The sequence below is a fragment of the Exiguobacterium sp. RM11 genome, from assembly GCF_059821525.1.
This window is the reverse complement of the sequence record NZ_CM187558.1, coordinates 1,736,043-1,753,466: the sequence shown is the minus strand read 5'-3', so window position 1 is coordinate 1,753,466 and position 17,424 is coordinate 1,736,043. Positions and strand designations below refer to the sequence as shown.

15 protein-coding genes and 1 other annotated feature are annotated in these 17,424 nt (G+C 50.9%); all 15 genes read left to right on the top strand.

Annotated elements, in window-relative coordinates; genetic code table 11:
• Nucleotide 1: 1 nt before the first annotated feature.
• Nucleotides 2-772: a YlmH family RNA-binding protein gene (locus AC5LIL_RS09145; protein WP_224860613.1), complete on the top strand. Its 771-nt coding sequence runs from the start codon at nucleotides 2-4 to the stop codon at nucleotides 770-772.
• A gap of 19 nt (nucleotides 773-791) precedes the next feature.
• A complete protein-coding gene (locus tag AC5LIL_RS09140) occupies nucleotides 792-1,340 on the top strand; it encodes a DivIVA domain-containing protein (protein WP_074034869.1) in 549 nt (182 codons plus the stop codon).
• A gap of 3 nt (nucleotides 1,341-1,343) precedes the next feature.
• Nucleotides 1,344-1,563, top strand: a binding site (T-box leader).
• A 53-nt stretch (nucleotides 1,564-1,616) separates the two neighbouring features.
• Nucleotides 1,617-4,343 (top strand): isoleucine--tRNA ligase, encoded by a 2,727-nt coding sequence (gene ileS / locus AC5LIL_RS09135; protein ID WP_499823935.1) that lies wholly within the window; start codon nucleotides 1,617-1,619, stop codon nucleotides 4,341-4,343.
• Between the two features lie 57 nt (nucleotides 4,344-4,400).
• A complete protein-coding gene (lspA, locus tag AC5LIL_RS09130; RefSeq protein WP_214875366.1) occupies nucleotides 4,401-4,874 on the top strand; it encodes a signal peptidase II in 474 nt (157 codons plus the stop codon).
• Nucleotides 4,874-5,785 carry an RluA family pseudouridine synthase gene (locus AC5LIL_RS09125; RefSeq protein WP_499823934.1) on the top strand — a complete coding sequence of 304 codons (912 nt, stop codon included), beginning with the start codon at nucleotides 4,874-4,876 and terminating at the stop codon, nucleotides 5,783-5,785. The genes lspA and AC5LIL_RS09125 overlap by 1 nt, the downstream gene beginning before the upstream one ends.
• 200 nt (nucleotides 5,786-5,985) lie before the next feature.
• Nucleotides 5,986-6,519 (top strand): bifunctional pyr operon transcriptional regulator/uracil phosphoribosyltransferase PyrR, encoded by a 534-nt coding sequence (pyrR, locus tag AC5LIL_RS09120; protein WP_499823933.1) that lies wholly within the window; start codon nucleotides 5,986-5,988, stop codon nucleotides 6,517-6,519.
• Nucleotides 6,520-6,569: 50 nt separating this feature from the next.
• Nucleotides 6,570-7,874, top strand: a complete 1,305-nt coding sequence (locus tag AC5LIL_RS09115) for a uracil-xanthine permease family protein (RefSeq protein ID WP_499823932.1) — start codon at nucleotides 6,570-6,572, stop codon at nucleotides 7,872-7,874.
• A 129-nt stretch (nucleotides 7,875-8,003) separates the two neighbouring features.
• Nucleotides 8,004-8,918 (top strand): aspartate carbamoyltransferase catalytic subunit, encoded by a 915-nt coding sequence (locus AC5LIL_RS09110; RefSeq protein ID WP_083600163.1) that lies wholly within the window; start codon nucleotides 8,004-8,006, stop codon nucleotides 8,916-8,918.
• Complete coding sequence (gene pyrC / locus AC5LIL_RS09105) at nucleotides 8,915-10,195, top strand: dihydroorotase (RefSeq protein WP_499823931.1); 1,281 nt, start codon at nucleotides 8,915-8,917, stop codon at nucleotides 10,193-10,195. Before AC5LIL_RS09110 ends, pyrC begins: the two co-directional genes overlap by 4 nt.
• The gene (locus AC5LIL_RS09100) at nucleotides 10,173-11,255 is read left to right on the top strand and encodes a carbamoyl phosphate synthase small subunit (RefSeq protein WP_499823930.1); all 1,083 of its coding nucleotides are present in this window, start codon (nucleotides 10,173-10,175) and stop codon (nucleotides 11,253-11,255) included. Before pyrC ends, AC5LIL_RS09100 begins: the two co-directional genes overlap by 23 nt.
• 1 nt (nucleotide 11,256) lies before the next feature.
• Nucleotides 11,257-14,460, top strand: a complete 3,204-nt coding sequence (gene carB, locus AC5LIL_RS09095) for a carbamoyl-phosphate synthase large subunit (RefSeq protein WP_499823929.1) — start codon at nucleotides 11,257-11,259, stop codon at nucleotides 14,458-14,460.
• On the top strand, nucleotides 14,457-15,176 hold the full coding sequence (locus tag AC5LIL_RS09090) for a dihydroorotate dehydrogenase electron transfer subunit (protein ID WP_499823928.1): 720 nt from the start codon (nucleotides 14,457-14,459) through the stop codon (nucleotides 15,174-15,176). The genes carB and AC5LIL_RS09090 overlap by 4 nt, the downstream gene beginning before the upstream one ends.
• Nucleotides 15,173-16,099: a dihydroorotate dehydrogenase gene (locus AC5LIL_RS09085; RefSeq protein ID WP_427373012.1), complete on the top strand. Its 927-nt coding sequence runs from the start codon at nucleotides 15,173-15,175 to the stop codon at nucleotides 16,097-16,099. Before AC5LIL_RS09090 ends, AC5LIL_RS09085 begins: the two co-directional genes overlap by 4 nt.
• Nucleotides 16,074-16,778 carry an orotidine-5'-phosphate decarboxylase gene (pyrF, locus tag AC5LIL_RS09080; protein WP_427373011.1) on the top strand — a complete coding sequence of 235 codons (705 nt, stop codon included), beginning with the start codon at nucleotides 16,074-16,076 and terminating at the stop codon, nucleotides 16,776-16,778. Before AC5LIL_RS09085 ends, pyrF begins: the two co-directional genes overlap by 26 nt.
• Nucleotides 16,762-17,388: an orotate phosphoribosyltransferase gene (pyrE, locus tag AC5LIL_RS09075; protein ID WP_499823927.1), complete on the top strand. Its 627-nt coding sequence runs from the start codon at nucleotides 16,762-16,764 to the stop codon at nucleotides 17,386-17,388. The genes pyrF and pyrE overlap by 17 nt, the downstream gene beginning before the upstream one ends.
• The last annotated feature ends 36 nt before the right edge of the window (nucleotides 17,389-17,424 follow it).

The window sequence follows — 17,424 nt, the reverse complement described above, 5'->3', positions numbered from 1 at the left end:
TATGAGCGTTTATGATCACTACCGACCAAGTGAACGGGCGTTCGTTGAACAAGTGTTGGATTGGGTACAACAAGTCGAGAACAGCTATGTATTGAAGTTGACGGACTTTTTAGACCCTCGCGAACAGCAAATCGTCAAACAGCTTGTCGGTAAACAGCTCGTCATTCACGACGATGGCGGGTTTGAAGGAGCTGAACGACGTCGGCTGATTTTGGCGCCAGAGTATTATGAGCTGAATACCGATGATTTTGAAATTGAGATTCGTCGTATTGAATATCCGACAAAATTTGTTGACCTGACACATCGACAAGTGACTGGAACTTTACTGAATGCTGGATTAAAGCGTCAAAAGTTTGGGGACGTCGTCCTGGAAGAGGAAATCGTCCAGTTTGCTACGACCCGCGAAGCGGTCGGGTTCATCGAAATGAACTTGGAACGTGTCGGAAAAGCAAGAGTTCGCATTTCTTCTGTTGCGAAGGATGACATACTCGTCGTTCCGAAAACAGAGTGGGTCGAAGGGTTCGGCATCGTCTCTTCGTTGCGATTTGATACGGTTGTGAGCGAGGTACTCAACATATCTCGTCAGAAAGCTCAGGCGCTCGTGAAACACGGTGACTGTAAAGTGAATCATAAAGTCATTGAAGATCCGAGCTTCTTGCTTGAACCAGATGATCTTTTATCCGTCCGTGGATACGGTCGTATTAAGATGATGGAGATCCTTGGTTCGACCAAACGTGAAAAGATTAAAATCCAGTATGGGACCATACGTTAAATTTTAGGAGGAAAGTCGAATGGCGTTGACACCGATTGATATTCATAATAAAGAATTCTCTTCCCGTTTTCGTGGGTACGACATCGATGAGGTCAATGAATTTTTAGATCAAATCATTAAAGAGTTTGAACTATTGATTCGTGAGAATCGACGGTATGAAGAACTTGTCAACGATATGCAAGCTCGCATTGACTACTTCTCCTCGATGGAAGATACATTGAACAAGTCAATCATCGTCGCGCAGGAAGCAGCGGAAGAAGTGAAGAACAACGCGCAAAAAGAAGCGAGCCTCATCTTGAAACAAGCGGAGCGTGAAGCGTACGCTCGTGAAGAAGAAGCGGCACGTAAAGAGCAACTTGCAGAACGTGAAGTCGTTCAAATGCTCAAAAAAGTCGAGTTGTATCGAACACGTTTCCGTGTCCTCGTCGACGCCCAAATGGAGCTCTTAAACAGCACCGAGTGGGAGACGATTGTCGGGGAGCCGCCTGTGCAGACGGTTCTTGACGATAGATCAGAACTTGCGTATAATGACCACGAAGTCACACAGAATGAAGAACAACATGGATAAATGATCAACACGTTGAGTAGGACGCGTCGATCGAGTCATACCTACGAAGCGACTTAGGGACGGTGAGAGCCTAAGAGAAAGACTTGAATCGGTATCCCCTATGAGTCGTCACGCTGAACTATAGTAAGCGTGACCGCCTGACCTCGTTATCGGTTACCGAGAGCGGTCTCACGAACGTGAGACTAGTAGGGTGGTACCGCGAGTCAACCAACTCGTCCCTATCAGGGATGGGTTGGTTTTTTTTGTTTTCTAAAAAATGTTGATGGAGGAGTTTCGATGAACTACAAAGACACGCTATTAATGCCAAACACAGAATTCGCAATGCGTGGGAATTTACCAAAACGCGAACCAGCGATGCAAACAGAATGGGAAGACATGGACCTTTACAACAAGGTGCAAGAAAAAAATGCAGGGAAACCACAATACATCTTACATGATGGTCCTCCATATGCGAACGGCGACATCCACATGGGACATGCGATGAACAAAGTCTTAAAAGACATCATCGTCCGTTTCAAAGGGATGAACGGATACCAGTCTCCAATGATTCCAGGTTGGGATACGCACGGTCTTCCAATCGAGAACGCCCTTCAAAAAGCTGGCGTCAACCGTAAAGAAATGACGGTCGCTGAATTCCGTGAAAAGTGTGCAGAATATGCGATGGAACAAGTGAACTCACAACGTGAACAGTTCAAACGTCTCGGTCTTCTTGCAGACTTTGAAAATCCATATATCACGCTCCTTCCGGAATATGAGGCGGCACAAATCCGCTTGTTCGGAACGATGGCTGAAAAAGGATACATCTACAAAGGGAAGAAACCAGTCTACTGGTCGCCGTCTTCGGAGTCTGCACTCGCAGAAGCGGAAATTGAATATTACGATAAAAAATCACCAGCCATCTACGTGGCATTCCGCGTCGTAGACGGAAAAGACACATTGACGTCTGACGATCATTTCGTCATCTGGACGACGACGCCTTGGACAATCCCGGCGAACCTCGGAATCGCAGTGAGTGATGAATTGACGTACACGCGCATCGAACACGAAGGAAAAGGCTATATCGTCGCAGAGACGCTCGTTGAAGAAGTGACGACTGCGCTCGGCTGGACTGATTACACTGTGAGCGGTTCATGGAACGGTCGCGACTTTGAATATATGACGGCTCAACATCCGTTGTATGACCGCACATCACTCGTCATGCTCGGCGACCACGTCACAGCGGATGCGACTGGACTCGTCCATACAGCACCAGGGCACGGGGAAGATGACTATCGTGTCGGACAGGCTTACGGCTTGGATGTCCTTTGCCCGGTCGATGACCGTGGTTACATGACGGCAGAAGCGCCTGGTTTCGAAGGATTGTTCTATGAAGATGCGAACAAACAAATCGGGATGAAACTTGAAGAGAACGGCTACTTGCTCAACTTGAAGTTCATCAAACACTCGTACCCGCATGACTGGCGTACGAAAAAACCGGTCATCTTCCGTGCGACACCGCAATGGTTCGCTTCCATCAAAGATTTCCGTGAAGACATGCTCCGTGAAATCGAAGAAGTGAATTGGGTTCCGGAATGGGGAATGACACGTCTTTACAACATGGTCCGTGACCGTGGAGATTGGGTCATCAGTCGTCAACGTGCATGGGGCGTGCCAATCCCAATCTTCTATGCAGAGGATGGAACGGAAATCATCACGAACGAGACGATCGACCACGTCGCAAACTTATTCCGTGAGCACGGCTCGAACGTCTGGTATGAGCGTGAAGCAAAAGACCTACTTCCTGAAGGATTCACGCATCCGAACAGCCCGAACGGCGAATTCCGTAAAGAACTCGACATCATGGACGTCTGGTTCGATTCAGGTTCTTCACACGCTGGTGTATTAGAGGAACGTGAAAACCTACGTCGCCCGGCTGACCTTTATCTTGAAGGATCTGACCAATACCGCGGTTGGTTCAACTCGTCACTCTCAACAGCTGTTGCGACGACGGGCAAAGCGCCATACCGAAACGTCTTGAGCCACGGTTTCGTTCTTGACGGGGATGGACGTAAGATGTCGAAATCACTCGGTAACACGATTGCGCCAAACGACCTCGTGAAGCAATATGGTGCTGAAATCGTTCGTCTTTGGGTCGCGTCGGTCGACTATCAGTCTGATGTTCGCGCTTCACACGACAACTTTAAACAAGTGTCAGAAGTATACCGTAAGATGCGTAACACGATTCGTTTCCTTCTTGGAAACTTGAACGGATTTGATCCGTCGATGCGTGTCGCATTCAACGACATGCCAGAGGCAGATCGCTTCATGGCAACGAAACTGAAACAACTCCAAGCAAAAGTGGTCAAAACGTATGACACGTTTGACTTCATGGCGGTGTATCATCTCGTTCATAACTTCTGCGTTAACGAGTTGTCATCGTTCTATCTCGACTTTACAAAAGATATCCTTTATATCGAGCGTGAAGACGATCTCCGCCGTCGTGCCGTTCAGACGGTCATGTACGATGCGGTCGTCCTTTTGACGAAGCTCTTGGCTCCAGTCCTTCCACACACTGCCGATGAGGCGTGGAAAGAGGTTCCTGGGAAGTCGGAAGCAAGCATCTTCTTGACGGATCTAGAAGAAGTGGATGCATTGACTGCTGACGAGCAAGCGTTGCTTGAGAAATGGTCGAAATTCCTCGTCTTCCGTGACGATGTCCTCAAAGCGATCGAAATCGCACGTGGCGAGAAATTGATTGGGAAACCACTCGAGGCAAAATTGATTCTCGCACCGAAAGCAGAGACTGCGGCGTTATTGGAAACAATCGATAACGTCAGTCAGTTGCTTCAAGTATCACAAGTAGAATGGGCTGAGACGGCAGACGTCGATTATGCGACGACGAAAATCACAGTCAAGAAAGCAGATGGTGCCGCTTGTGCACGTTGTTGGACATACTCGACAGAGCTTGGACAAAACGAAGAGCATCCTGAGCTTTGCCCACGCTGTGCATCAGTAATCGGTTAAGACGAACCGGAGTGGCGTCCCCACTCCGGTTTCTTAACGGCTTGAAAGGAGACGCATATGAAACGATATTACGGATTGGCCGTCATCTTGATTCTGCTCGATCAACTCACAAAATGGGTGGTCGTTCAGACGATGACAATCGGTCAATCGATTGAAGTCATCCCGAACTTGTTATACTGGACCTCTTATCGCAATAAAGGAGCGGCTTGGGGGATGTTAGAAGGACAGATGGCGTTCTTCTTCGTCATCACGATTCTCGTCGTTGCGGGTCTTGTTTACTTCCTGCATAAAGAAGTGAACGGGTATCAGCTTCTCGGATACAGTGTTGGACTGCTCCTGGCCGGTGCGATCGGTAACTTTATCGATCGACTGTTCCGCGGTGAAGTCGTCGATTTTGTTGATACGTATCCGTTTGGCTATAACTTCCCGATTTTTAACGTGGCCGATATGGCACTCACGTTTGGTGTCATCTTGATGGTCATCGGGATTTTATTTGAAGAAAAATTACACAAAGAAAGGGGACAATCGTAATGGAATCCTATACTTTTGTCGCCGATGAAAAGGCAAGGATCGACAAGTGGGTGAGCGACCGTGGAGAATGGTCACGCTCACAAGTACAAGAATGGATTAAGACAGGGGCACTTCTCGTCAATGGTAGTGCCGTTAAACCAAACTATAAGCTCCAAGTGGGCGATGAAATCGAAGTGAACGTCCCGGAAGCGGTGGAACTCGAAGTGTTACCTGAACAGATTCCGCTTGAAATCGTATTCGAAGATGAAGATATGATTGTCGTCAATAAAGCACGTGGGATGGTCGTTCACCCTGCTGCCGGGCACACGTCTGGAACGCTCGTCAATGCACTTCTCGGACATTGTGATGACCTTTCAGGCATCAATGGCGTCAAGCGCCCTGGAATCGTGCATCGAATCGACAAAGATACGACAGGTCTCCTTATGGTCGCTAAAAATGACTTGGCTCATGAATCACTTGCGAGTCAATTGAAAGACAAGACGATTAAACGTGAATATATTGCGCTCGTTCACGGCGAACTCGTTCACGAACTCGGGACGATCGAGGCACCGATTGGTCGCGATACGAATGATCGTCAGCGTATGACCGTGACGGACAAGAACGCGAAAGAAGCGGTGACGCATTTCCGCCTGCTCGAGCGCTACAAAGACTTCACGCTCGTCGAGTGTAAACTCGAGACAGGTCGTACACACCAAATCCGTGTGCACATGCGCTATATCGGGCATCCGCTCGCAGGCGACCCGAAATATGGACCACGTCGGACAATTGAATTAGGCGGTCAAGCCCTACATGCGGCGACGCTCGGTTTCCATCATCCACGTACGAAAGAATGGATGGAATTTGAGGCACCACTTCCAGAAGACTTTAAGGCAGAACTTGCAAAGTTAGATAAAATCGAGAAAACTCGTTGACTTCTGTCACGTTCCGATTTATAGTCTAGGAAGCATAACACCTTTAAACCCAGTCCAGAGAGGCTGTGAAAGGATTGTGACCGCGGTCACACTAACGTCAATTCAACCCGGCACCAGACTGCCGTTTTTGATGAAGACTCCCTTTCCAGCCGGACGAGGGAGTCTTCTTTTTTTGAATGAAGCATGAAAGGAGGAGTGACGTGAAACAGTCCGTCATTTTAGATGAATCAGCCATCCGTCGAGCGTTGACACGAATCGCTCATGAAATCATCGAGCGGAATAAAGGAATCGACGATGTCGTCCTCGTCGGAATCAAGACGAGAGGCGAGACGCTCGCTGACCGACTCGCGCGCCGGATCGAAGAGATTGAAGGCAAGCCGGTCGCACTCGGGAATCTCGACATCACGCTTTACCGGGATGACTTATCAAAAAAATCGTTAGACCCAGAAGTGAAGGCAACTGAGTTGCCACATGATATTAACGGTAAGACCGTCGTCCTCGTCGACGACGTCCTATATACCGGTCGAACGGTCCGTGCCGCAATGGACGCACTCGTTGACCATGGTCGCCCAGACTATATCCAACTCGCGGTCTTGATTGACCGGGGACATCGGGAGCTTCCGATTCGACCTGATTTCATCGGGAAGAACGTTCCGACATCGAAGTCCGAGCAAGTCGTCGTCCGACTCAGTGAAGTCGACAAGGCAGATGAAGTGACAATCAATCAGCAATAATCTTAAAACCTTTAAGGTGGTCCAGAGAGGCCAGGAAGGAGAAATTCAATATGAAACAACCCGTTCTACACATCCACGAGCGTCCAGCTCACTTTCCACAATGGCTGTTATTCAGTCTTCAACACGTCTTCGCCATGTTCGGAGCGACGATTTTAGTCCCGATTTTAACAGGATTGAATACATCGGTCGCCCTCGTCGCTTCCGGAGTGGCCACGCTCTCATTCTTAGCGATTACGCGCTTCAAAGTCCCAACATACCTCGGTTCAAGTTTTGCCTACATCGCCCCAATCATTGCGGTCAGTCAGCAATGGGGTGTCGAAGCCGCACTGTTCGGCGGAATCATTGCCGGCTCGGTATACGGTGTCGTTTCCTTAATCATCTATAAGACAGGCGTCAACTGGTTGCTCCGGTTGCTCCCACCAGTCGTCGTCGGACCGGTCATCATGGTCATCGGTTTGTCGCTCGCGCCGGTCGCCATCGACATGTCGATGAATCAAGACGGAGTTTATAACGGAACGTTCATGACAATCGCACTCCTGACACTTGGAATCACGATGCTCGCCATGACAAAACTGAAAGGAGTTTGGGGAGCGGTTCCAATCCTTTTCGGAATCGTCGGAGGCTACGGGATTGCTGCAGCATTCGGAATCATCGATTACTCACCAATCCAACAAGCAAGCTTTTTCCAACTCCCTGACTTCACGATGGTGTTCGTCGACTACATGCCGATGTGGCAAGTCGGTGCACTCCTCGCGATCGTACCGGTCGCACTCGTCACAATGACCGAGCATATCGGCGATCAAATGGTCACATCTAAAATCATCGGACGAGAGACGATGAAAGATCCTGGCCTCCATCGCACGCTACTCGGTGACGGGGTAGGGAAAGCAGTCGCTTCCGCACTCGGTGGTCCACCATGTACGACATACGGTGAAAACAACGGCGTCATGGCCATCACACGCGTCTACAGTGTCTATGTCATCGCTGGAGCGGCGCTCATGGCCATCAGCTTCGGATTCCTCGGTCATATCGAGGCATTCATCTCAACGATTCCGAATCCAGTCAAAGGTGGCATCTCGATCCTCTTATTCGGGGTCATCGCGTCGAACGGACTACGGACGATGGTAGAGAGCAACGTCGATTTGGCAGAAAAACGCAACTTGATCATCTCATCGGTCATCCTCGTCATCGGGCTAGGTGGTGCGATGATTCAACTCGGCAGCTTCCCTGTACAAGGGATGGCGCTCGCGACGGTAGTCGGGATTCTCTTAAACGCCATCTTACCGAAAGAAGAAGTTGAGACGGTCGTGGAAGTCAACACAACTGAAGAAACGAAACAAGCAAGTAACTTTTAATTCGATCCCGTGAGGTCGGCAAAGTGAAGGCTCGTTTATTTGGGTGTACCTTGCCCAAATAAAGGCGTCCCTTCACATCGGTGAAGAGGCGCCTTTTCTCTTTGCCTCTAACAAAAGGAGGAGACGAACATGAATACGATGCAAACGAATGTCAAACCAGTCAAACACTTCGTCAGCTTAGACACACTCTCACTCGATGAGATCATGGGCATGATTGAAGAGTCATTGCGCTATAAGCAAGGGGACCTACCCCCACTATTTGATGGGAAGACGGTCGCAAACCTGTTCTTTGAAAACTCGACGCGTACGAAAAACTCGTTTCAAATGGCCGAGCGACACTTGAACATGCAAGAGATTCCGTTCGATGTGACGACGTCATCGGTCACGAAGGGAGAGACCCTATACGACACATGTAAGACGCTCGAAGCGATTGGAGTTGACGCACTCGTCATCCGACATCCGGAAGCGGGATACTACCATGAGCTCGTTGAGAAGTTGAATATCCCGGTACTCAATGGGGGCGACGGGAGTGGTGAACACCCTTCCCAATCCCTACTCGACCTCGTCACAATCTTTGAAGAGTTCAGAACGTTCCAAGGATTGAACGTTGCCATCTGTGGAGACCTCGTTCACAGCCGCGTCGCTCGATCGAATGCGAGTGTGTTGAAGCGTCTCGGGGCAAACGTCGTCGGATGCAGCCCAGCCTCATGGTGGGATGATTCCATGGGGCTTGAGCGTAAAGAACTTGATGATGTGCTAGCAGAAAGTGACGTCATCATGCTGTTACGGGTTCAGCACGAGCGTCATATCATGGGAGACATTTTCTCGAAAGAGGAATATCACACACGATATGGACTGACGGTCGAGCGAGTCGAGCGGATGAAAGAAGGAGCCATCATCATGCATCCGGCACCGGTCAATCGGGATGTCGAGATTGCGGGCAGTCTGATCGAGCATGAACGCTCACGCATCTTCCCGCAAATGAAGAACGGCGTCTATGCACGCATGAGCATCTTAAATCGAGCATTAGGAGGACAACAATGATACTTCAAAACGCGACATGGTATGACAACGGGACAAAACGCACGACAAACATCCTCTTGAAAGACGGGAAAATCGAATCGCTCGATTATAACGGGTCGACAGCCGGGGAAGAAGTCATCGATGCGACGAGTTACTTGCTCGCACCAGGACTTGTCGATGTCCACGTCCACTTGCGTGAGCCGGGAGGCGAAGCGAAAGAAACGATCAAAACGGGAACGATGGCGGCAGCGGCGGGCGGATTCACGACAATCTGTTCGATGCCCAACACGCGACCGGTACCAGACGATCGCGTCACGATGGACGCGCTCCTCCAAAAGATTGAGCAAGATGCAATCGTCCGTGTCCTTCCATACGCTGCCATCACGAAGCGGCAGCTCGGTGAAGAACAGGTTGATATGGAATCTCTATCAGATGCATTCGCCTTCACCGATGACGGGGTCGGTGTTCAATCAGCGGCGATGATGCGGCAAGCGATGCGTGAAGCGAAACGCTTGAACAAGGCCGTCGTCGCACACTGTGAAGACAATACGCTAAAAGCAGGATCGGTCCACGAAGGAAAGTTCAGTGAGGCGCACGGGATTCAAGGGATTCCAAGTCTTGCAGAGAGTATCCATATCGCCCGAGATGTGCTGATTGCTGAAGAAACGGGCTGTCATTATCACGTGTGTCACGTCTCATCGCGGCAATCGGTCCGTGTCATCCGAGATGCGAAGCGGGCAGGTATTCAAGTGACCGCCGAAGTGACTCCTCACCACCTCGTCTTGAGCGAAGACGATATCCCAGGGCTTGATGCCAACTTCAAGATGAATCCTCCGCTCCGAAGCGAGGACGATCGACAGGCGCTTCTTGAAGGATTATTCGATGGAACGATTGACATGATTGCGACAGACCATGCCCCACATACGGCAGAGGAGAAAGCGCAAGGCATCGAGCGTGCACCATTCGGGATTACCGGATTTGAAACAGCGTTCCCGCTTCTGTACACGACGTTCGTGAAGACGGGCATCATGAAAGAACATCAGTTAATCGACTGGATGACAAAGCGTCCGAGCGACGTATTTGGATTATCAAGAGGTGAACTGAAAGTTGGGGCGGATGCCGATTTGGTACTAATCGATACAGAAACGACGCGAGTGGTGGATCCGTCGACGTTCTATTCAAAAGGAAAGAACACACCGTTTACGGGGAAACAACTTGTCGGATGGCCGGTCATGACGATGGTCGGTGGCGAAATTGTATATAAGGGGCGATTTGATGAAACGAACATTATGGCTTGAGGATGGAATGAAATTTGTCGGTAAAGGATTCGGGGCACCAGCGGATACGATGGGGGAAGTCGTCTTCCAAACAGGTATGACCGGTTATCAAGAAATTTTGTCGGATCCGTCGTATTGCGACCAGATGATCGTGCTGACGAACCCGTTGATCGGAAACTATGGGGTCAATCGTGAAGACTTCGAAACGACAGTTCCGATGGCAAAAGCATTGATTGTAAAAGAGGCTTGCGACACACCGTCGAACTTCCGTTCCACGGCGACGCTAGATGCAACGCTTACTCGCTTTGGTATCCCGGGGTTATCCGATATCGACACGCGTATGTTGACACGTCACTTACGGGCGCAAGGTGTCATGCGAGGTGTCCTCGTCGATGGTGAGTTGACATGGAACGAGGTACAGTCTCGCTTTAACGAACTGTCTCCGAACGATCAAGTCGCACGCGTCTCGACGAAACGGACGTATGTAAGTACGGGTACGGGTCCACGGATCGCGTTGATCGACTTCGGGGCCAAACTTGGCATCATGCGCGAGTTGATGAAGCGGGACTGTGAAGTCATCGTCTTCCCACATGACACTACTGCAGAAGACGTGTTGCGGTACGAGCCAGATGGCATCATGTTGTCGAACGGACCGGGGGATCCGAAAGACGTCCCGACAGCGATTCCACTCATTCAACAACTTATGCCGACGACACCGATGTTCGGGATTTGTCTCGGTCATCAACTGATCGCGCTCGCGAACGGGGCGAACACATTCAAACTTCCGTTCGGACACCGTGGGGCGAACCATCCTGTCCTTGAATTAGAGACAGGCGCCGTGACGATCACATCTCAAAACCATGGATACGCAGTAGAGGAGGCATCACTACTCGATACAGCGCTCATCGTGACGCATCGCGCGGTCAACGACGGCACGATCGAAGGAGTGAAACATCTGCATCATCCGACATTCTCGGTACAGTATCACCCGGAAGCAGCACCAGGACCATTTGACGCCAACGATTTATTTGACCGTTTCATGCAACTCGTTCAAGAAAACAAACAGAAAGTGGGAATTTGACATGCCAAAACGACCAGATATTCAGAAAATCCTTGTAATCGGATCAGGACCGATTGTGATCGGACAAGCAGCAGAATTTGATTATGCTGGTACACAGGCATGTCTTGCCTTGAAAGAAGAAGGCTACGAGGTCATTCTCGTCAACTCGAACCCGGCGACGATCATGACGGACCCGACGACAGCGGACCGCGTGTATATCGAACCACTCGAACCTGAATTCGTCGAGCGGATCATCCGCCAAGAACGCCCGGATGCGCTACTCGCGACACTCGGAGGTCAGACGGGATTGAACTTGGCGTTTGAACTCGATAAGCGGGGAGTATTACGCGATTGTGGGGTGGAATTACTCGGAACGAACCTAGCGGCCATCGTGCAAGCTGAAGACCGTGAGCAGTTCCGGAACCTCATGTTCGAACTCGGGCATGGCGTTCCTGAGAGTGAAATCGTCCATACGCTCGATTCTGCTTGGGGATTTGCAGAGCGTATCGGATATCCAATCATCATTCGACCTGCTTACACGCTCGGCGGAACCGGTGGAGGGATTGCCCATGACCGTGAATCGTTCGAGCAAATCGTCGAATCTGGTTTAAAGGCGAGTCCAGTGACGCAAGTGTTGTTAGAGAAGTCGATTGCGGGGATGAAAGAAGTCGAGTTTGAGGTCATGCGCGACTCGAGCGACCAGGCCATCATCGTCTGTGCGATGGAAAACTTTGACCCGGTCGGTGTCCATACAGGAGACTCAATCGTGTTCGCACCGACTCAGACGTTATCGGACCGCGATTATCAGATGCTTCGTAGCGTCTCGCTCGACATCATCCGGGCACTCGGGATTGAAGGAGGATGTAACATCCAGTTCGCTCTCGACCCAGATAGCTTCACATACTACGTCATCGAAGTTAACCCACGTGTTTCACGAAGCTCGGCGCTCGCATCAAAAGCGACAGGCTATCCGATCGCCAAACTCGCTGCAAAAGTCGCTGTCGGCTATAAGTTGTCAGAACTAAAAAACCCGGTCACCGAGACGAGCTACGCCTCATTCGAGCCGGCACTTGATTATGTCGTTGCCAAAATCCCTCGTTTCGCTTTTGATAAGTTTGAGTCCGCGGATCGCCGCTTAGGCACACAAATGAAAGCGACGGGTGAAGTCATGGCCATCGGTCGAAACTTAGAAGAGGCGCTTTTAAAAGCCGTGCGCTCGCTCGAACTTGGGATGGAGGAATTATATCTCCCGCAACTTAAGGACTTGAGCACAGAACAGCTCGAGCACGGTCTCGTTCACCCGACAGACGAGCGCTTGTTCATGGTATATGAGGCTCTTCGCCGCGGATACACGGTAGAAGCGCTTCATCAATTGACGAAAATCGATCGTTTCTACTTACACAAACTGAACCATATTTGGCAGACCGAGCAACAACTTGCATCGGAGCCATTGACGTCAGAGCGTTTGCTCGACGTGAAGCGACTCGGCTTCAGTGACGTCGCCATCGCCCGAATCCTTGAGACAGACGTTGAGACGATTCGTGCGCAACGTCACGGATGGAACATCCGCCCTGTGTATAAGATGGTCGATACGTGTGCGGCGGAATTCGCATCGGAGACGCCATATTTCTACGGGACATATGAAGTGGAGAACGAAGCGGTGAAGACAGACCGCCCATCAATCCTCGTCCTCGGATCAGGTCCGATTCGAATCGGTCAAGGTGTCGAGTTCGACTATGCGACCGTTCATTCGATTCAGACGATTCGTGACGCCGGATATGAAGCCATCATCATCAACAACAACCCAGAGACGGTCTCGACAGACTTCTCCATCTCCGATCGCCTGTACTTCGAGCCGTTGACGACGGAAGATGTGTTAGAAGTCATCGATAACGAGAATCCGCTCGGCGTCATCGTTCAATTCGGTGGACAGACCGCCATCAACTTGGCGGCATCGCTCGAAGCGAACGGCGTAAAGATTCTCGGGACATCATTAGAAGACATCGATCGCGCGGAAGACCGGAAAGCGTTCGAGGCTACCTTGTCAGCTGAACGATTGGCTCAACCACCAGGGAAGACAGCGACGAACGTCGAAGAGGCGGTTGCATGTGCGAACGACCTCGGTTATCCGGTACTCGTCCGACCATCTTACGTCCTTGGCGGACGGGCGATGGAGATTGTATATGAACAGTCAGAGCTCGAGCGTTACATGCGAAACGCTGTCATCGCTTCGAAAGATCGTCCGGTTCTCATCGACCGCTATTTAACGGGGATTGAGATTGAAGTCGACGCGATCTGTGACGGGACGGACGTCTATATCCCAGGCATCATGGAGCATATCGAGCGTGCCGGTGTACACTCTGGCGACTCAATCGCAGTATATCCGCCACAACGCCTCAGTGATGCGTTGAAGCAAAAAGTCGTCGACTACACGATCAAGTTGGCGAAAGCGTTCCGCATCAAAGGGCTTCTCAACATCCAGTTCGTCTATGCGGATGATTTGTATGTCATCGAAGTAAACCCGCGTGCGAGCCGAACGGTTCCGTTCATCTCAAAAGTGACAGGTTTACCTGTCGCACGAATTGCGACGCAAACAATTCTCGGAACGAGCTTGAAAGAACTTGGTCTTGGAACAGGCATCCATCCCGAGTCAGACAGCATCTCTGTCAAAGTGCCGGTCTTCTCTTTCGCGAAATTGAAAGAAGTCGATCCGTCGCTTGGACCTGAGATGAAATCGACAGGGGAAGTCATGGCAACAGACCGGACTCTTGAAAAGGCACTCTATAAAGGTCTTGTCGCAGCTGGAATGAACATCGCCTTAAAAGGAAACGTCCTCATGACAATCGCGGATCACGACAAGGAGGAGGCGATTGCCTTAGCCAAACGATTTGACCGTCTCGGCTTCCGTCTCATGGCGACGAGCGGTACGGCAGATGGACTAGAAGCGGAGCAGATGCGCGTCCGTCGGGTCGGGAAGATTCAAGAATCAGGTGAGACGATGCTCAGCGTGATCGAGCGCGGGGAAGTCGACTTGATCATCAATACGACGAGTCGCGACGCACTCGTGACGAAAGACGGCTTCTTGATTCGTCGTACGGCCGCCGAGCAAGGCACAGTGTGCCTCACATCGCTCGACACGGTCGAAGCGCTAATACAAGTCATTGAAAGCCTGTCGTTCCAAACGGTCAGCATTCCGGCATTCACAAAGTTCGGGGTGATGGTATGAGACGTGACGTAACCATCATCAGCAATCGCCAAATCGCAAAAGCGACGATGGAGATGAAAGTACGTTGTCCTGGGGTGGAAATCGCCCCAGGGACGTTCTTTCACATCAAGACGTCCGGTCTGTTACGTCGACCGTTGTCGGTGGCGAACGTTGAAGGAGAAGAAGTCACATTTTTATATAAGGTAATCGGAGAAGGGACTTCCGAGTTGGCAAACAAGCGTGTCGGGGACACACTTGACGTCCTCGGACCACTCGGCAACGGGTTTCCGCTCGCACAACATGGGAAACGGATTGTCCTTGTCGGTGGTGGAATCGGGGTACCTCCCCTTTACTACGTCAGACGTCGTCTACATGAGATGGGGATTGAGACGATTGCGATACTTGGGTTTGATTCAAAAGAGAGCGTCTTTTATGAAGAAGCATTTCAAGAGCTCGGGGAAACAATCATCACGACCGTTGACGGGAGCCACGGGGAACGCGGATTTGTGACGGGACCACTCGCACGCATCGATGCGGACGTGTTATTCAGCTGTGGTCCAGAAGCGATGTTGAAGGCGGTCGCCGCTTCACCGATTCCGGAGCGTTACATCTCGATTGAAAATCGAATGGGTTGTGGCATCGGCGCTTGCTTTGCTTGCGTCTGCAAAGCGCCGGAAGGCTATGTGAAAGTATGTAGCGATGGACCGGTATTCAATGCGGAAGAGGTGCTGTTATGAGATTACATGTCGAGTTACCAGGACTCCAGTTGAAAAATCCGATTATCCCGGCTTCTGGATGTTTCGGATTCGGGGAAGAGTTTGCCAAACTGTATGACCTCTCCATCTTAGGCGGCATCATGATCAAGGCAGCGACAGAAGAGTCACGATTCGGAAATGCGACGCCACGTGTCGCAGAGACGGCGCAAGGGATGCTCAATGCGATCGGCCTTCAAAATCCAGGGGTCGATGCAATCATCGAGGAGAAATTGCCGTTCCTCTCCACTTTCGATACAGAGATCATCGCCAACGTCGCCGGGTCGACGCCAGACGAATACGTGGAAGTCGCACGTCGCATCAGTGCGGACCCGACCATCAAAGCCATCGAGCTGAACATCTCATGTCCGAACGTGAAGTGTGGGGGGATGCAGTTTGGGACGGATCCTGTGATGGCTGCGGAATTGACGAGACTCGTCAAAGCGGCTTCAAGTAAGCCGGTCTATGTGAAGCTGTCCCCGAACGTCACGTCAATCACAGACATGGCGCGTGCAGTCGAAGCGGCTGGGGCGGACGGTTTGACGATGATCAATACGCTCGTCGGGATGCGGATCGATATCGAAACCGGGCAACCGATCTTGGCGAACCGAATCGGCGGATTATCAGGTCCAGCCATTAAACCGGTGGCGGTCCGGATGGTATATGAAGTCGCGCAAGCGGTCGACATCCCAATCATCGCCATGGGCGGCGTTCGGACGGTCGACGACGTTCTCGAATTCATCTATGCGGGAGCGTCCGCTGTTGCAGTCGGTACCGCAAATTTTGAAAATCCATATGTTTGTCAAGAAATCATCGAGGCATTACCGGCACGACTCGATTCACTTGGAATCGATCATATACTGGACGTGAGGGGGAAAGCATATGCACAACTTGTATCTCGCCCTTGACGTGGAGACACGCGATGAGGCGCTTCATTTATTAAAACCATTCCCGGGCCGACCTGCTGTCAAAGTAGGGATGGAACTGTTTTATCGGGAAGGTGGACGCTTTGTCGAAGAGTTGGTCGACCTCGGGTATCCGGTTTTTCTCGATGTGAAAGTACATGACATTCCAGAGACGGCACGTCGCACGATGCGTCAAATCGGAAAGCTTGGAGTCGCGATGACGAACGTGCATACGCTAGGCGGTGAAAAGATGATGCGCTATGCGTTGGATGGGCTTCGCCAAGAAAATGACACGACCCGTTTGATTGGTGTCACCCAATTGACATCCACGGATGAACAGATGATGCAGACGGAGCTCGGGATAACGGGTCGACTTGATCAAGCTGTCATCCGTCAGGCATCGCTCGCTAAGCAGGCGGGACTTGATGGTGTCGTTGCATCTGTTCAGGAAGCGAAGATGATTCATCAGGAACTCGGTGACGCGTTTATGACGGTCACACCTGGGATCCGACTCGGTCAAACCGATGACGACCAAGTACGTGTCGCGACGCCGCATGAAGCGAGACTCGCCGGTGTCCACGCAATCGTTGTCGGTCGCCCGATTACACGCGCAAATGATCCGTTAGCTATGTATGAACAATTTATGATGGAATGGGGACAATCATATGAAACAAATCGCTGAAGCCTTATTACAAATTAAAGCCGTCACATTATCACCGATGGAGCCATATACATGGTCGAGCGGGTTGAGAAGCCCAATCTATTGTGACAACCGGTTAACGCTCAGTTATCCCGACATCCGTAACATGATCATCGATGGATTGGTGGACGCAGTCGGGACAACAGAAGTCGATATCATCGCGGGAACGGCCACAGCCGGTATCCCACACGGCGCTTTACTTGCCGACCGTCTCGGTCTCCCATTCATTTACGTCCGCTCGAGTGCGAAAGGTCATGGGAAGGGGAATCAAATCGAAGGGAAACTCGATCGCGGAGCACGCGTGCTCGTCATCGAAGATTTGTTGTCGACAGGTATGTCGAGTATCGATGCAGCCCATGCGATTCGTGAAGCGGGTGGTGAGGTCATCGGCATTCAAGCCATCTTCTCTTACGGATTGCCGATTTTAGAGAAGAATTTAGCGGGTGCAAATATCAGTGCCACTTCCTTGACGACATTCCCCGAATTGGTCGAGGTTGCGGAATCAACAGGGAACTTAACCCAATCAGAGATTCACTCTCTTCGCGAGTGGCAACAAGACCCTCGCGCCTGGAGCGACCTCGTCACATCTTAAGAATCCACCTTCGGGCGGATTCTTTTTCGATTCGGC

Bases quoted from the DNA above. Each gene is read 5' to 3' on its own strand.
- AC5LIL_RS09145 (WP_224860613.1), top strand. From the start codon at position 2: ATGAGCGTTTATGATCACTACCGACCAAGTGAACGGGCGTTCGTTGAA.
- AC5LIL_RS09140 (WP_074034869.1), top strand. From the start codon at position 792: ATGGCGTTGACACCGATTGATATTCATAATAAAGAATTCTCTTCCCGT.
- ileS (WP_499823935.1), top strand. From the start codon at position 1,617: ATGAACTACAAAGACACGCTATTAATGCCAAACACAGAATTCGCAATG.
- lspA (WP_214875366.1), top strand. From the start codon at position 4,401: ATGAAACGATATTACGGATTGGCCGTCATCTTGATTCTGCTCGATCAA.
- AC5LIL_RS09125 (WP_499823934.1), top strand. From the start codon at position 4,874: ATGGAATCCTATACTTTTGTCGCCGATGAAAAGGCAAGGATCGACAAG.
- AC5LIL_RS09115 (WP_499823932.1), top strand. From the start codon at position 6,570: ATGAAACAACCCGTTCTACACATCCACGAGCGTCCAGCTCACTTTCCA.
- AC5LIL_RS09110 (WP_083600163.1), top strand. From the start codon at position 8,004: ATGAATACGATGCAAACGAATGTCAAACCAGTCAAACACTTCGTCAGC.
- pyrC (WP_499823931.1), top strand. From the start codon at position 8,915: ATGATACTTCAAAACGCGACATGGTATGACAACGGGACAAAACGCACG.
- AC5LIL_RS09100 (WP_499823930.1), top strand. From the start codon at position 10,173: ATGAAACGAACATTATGGCTTGAGGATGGAATGAAATTTGTCGGTAAA.
- carB (WP_499823929.1), top strand. From the start codon at position 11,257: ATGCCAAAACGACCAGATATTCAGAAAATCCTTGTAATCGGATCAGGA.
- AC5LIL_RS09090 (WP_499823928.1), top strand. From the start codon at position 14,457: ATGAGACGTGACGTAACCATCATCAGCAATCGCCAAATCGCAAAAGCG.
- AC5LIL_RS09085 (WP_427373012.1), top strand. From the start codon at position 15,173: ATGAGATTACATGTCGAGTTACCAGGACTCCAGTTGAAAAATCCGATT.
- pyrF (WP_427373011.1), top strand. From the start codon at position 16,074: ATGCACAACTTGTATCTCGCCCTTGACGTGGAGACACGCGATGAGGCG.
- pyrE (WP_499823927.1), top strand. From the start codon at position 16,762: ATGAAACAAATCGCTGAAGCCTTATTACAAATTAAAGCCGTCACATTA.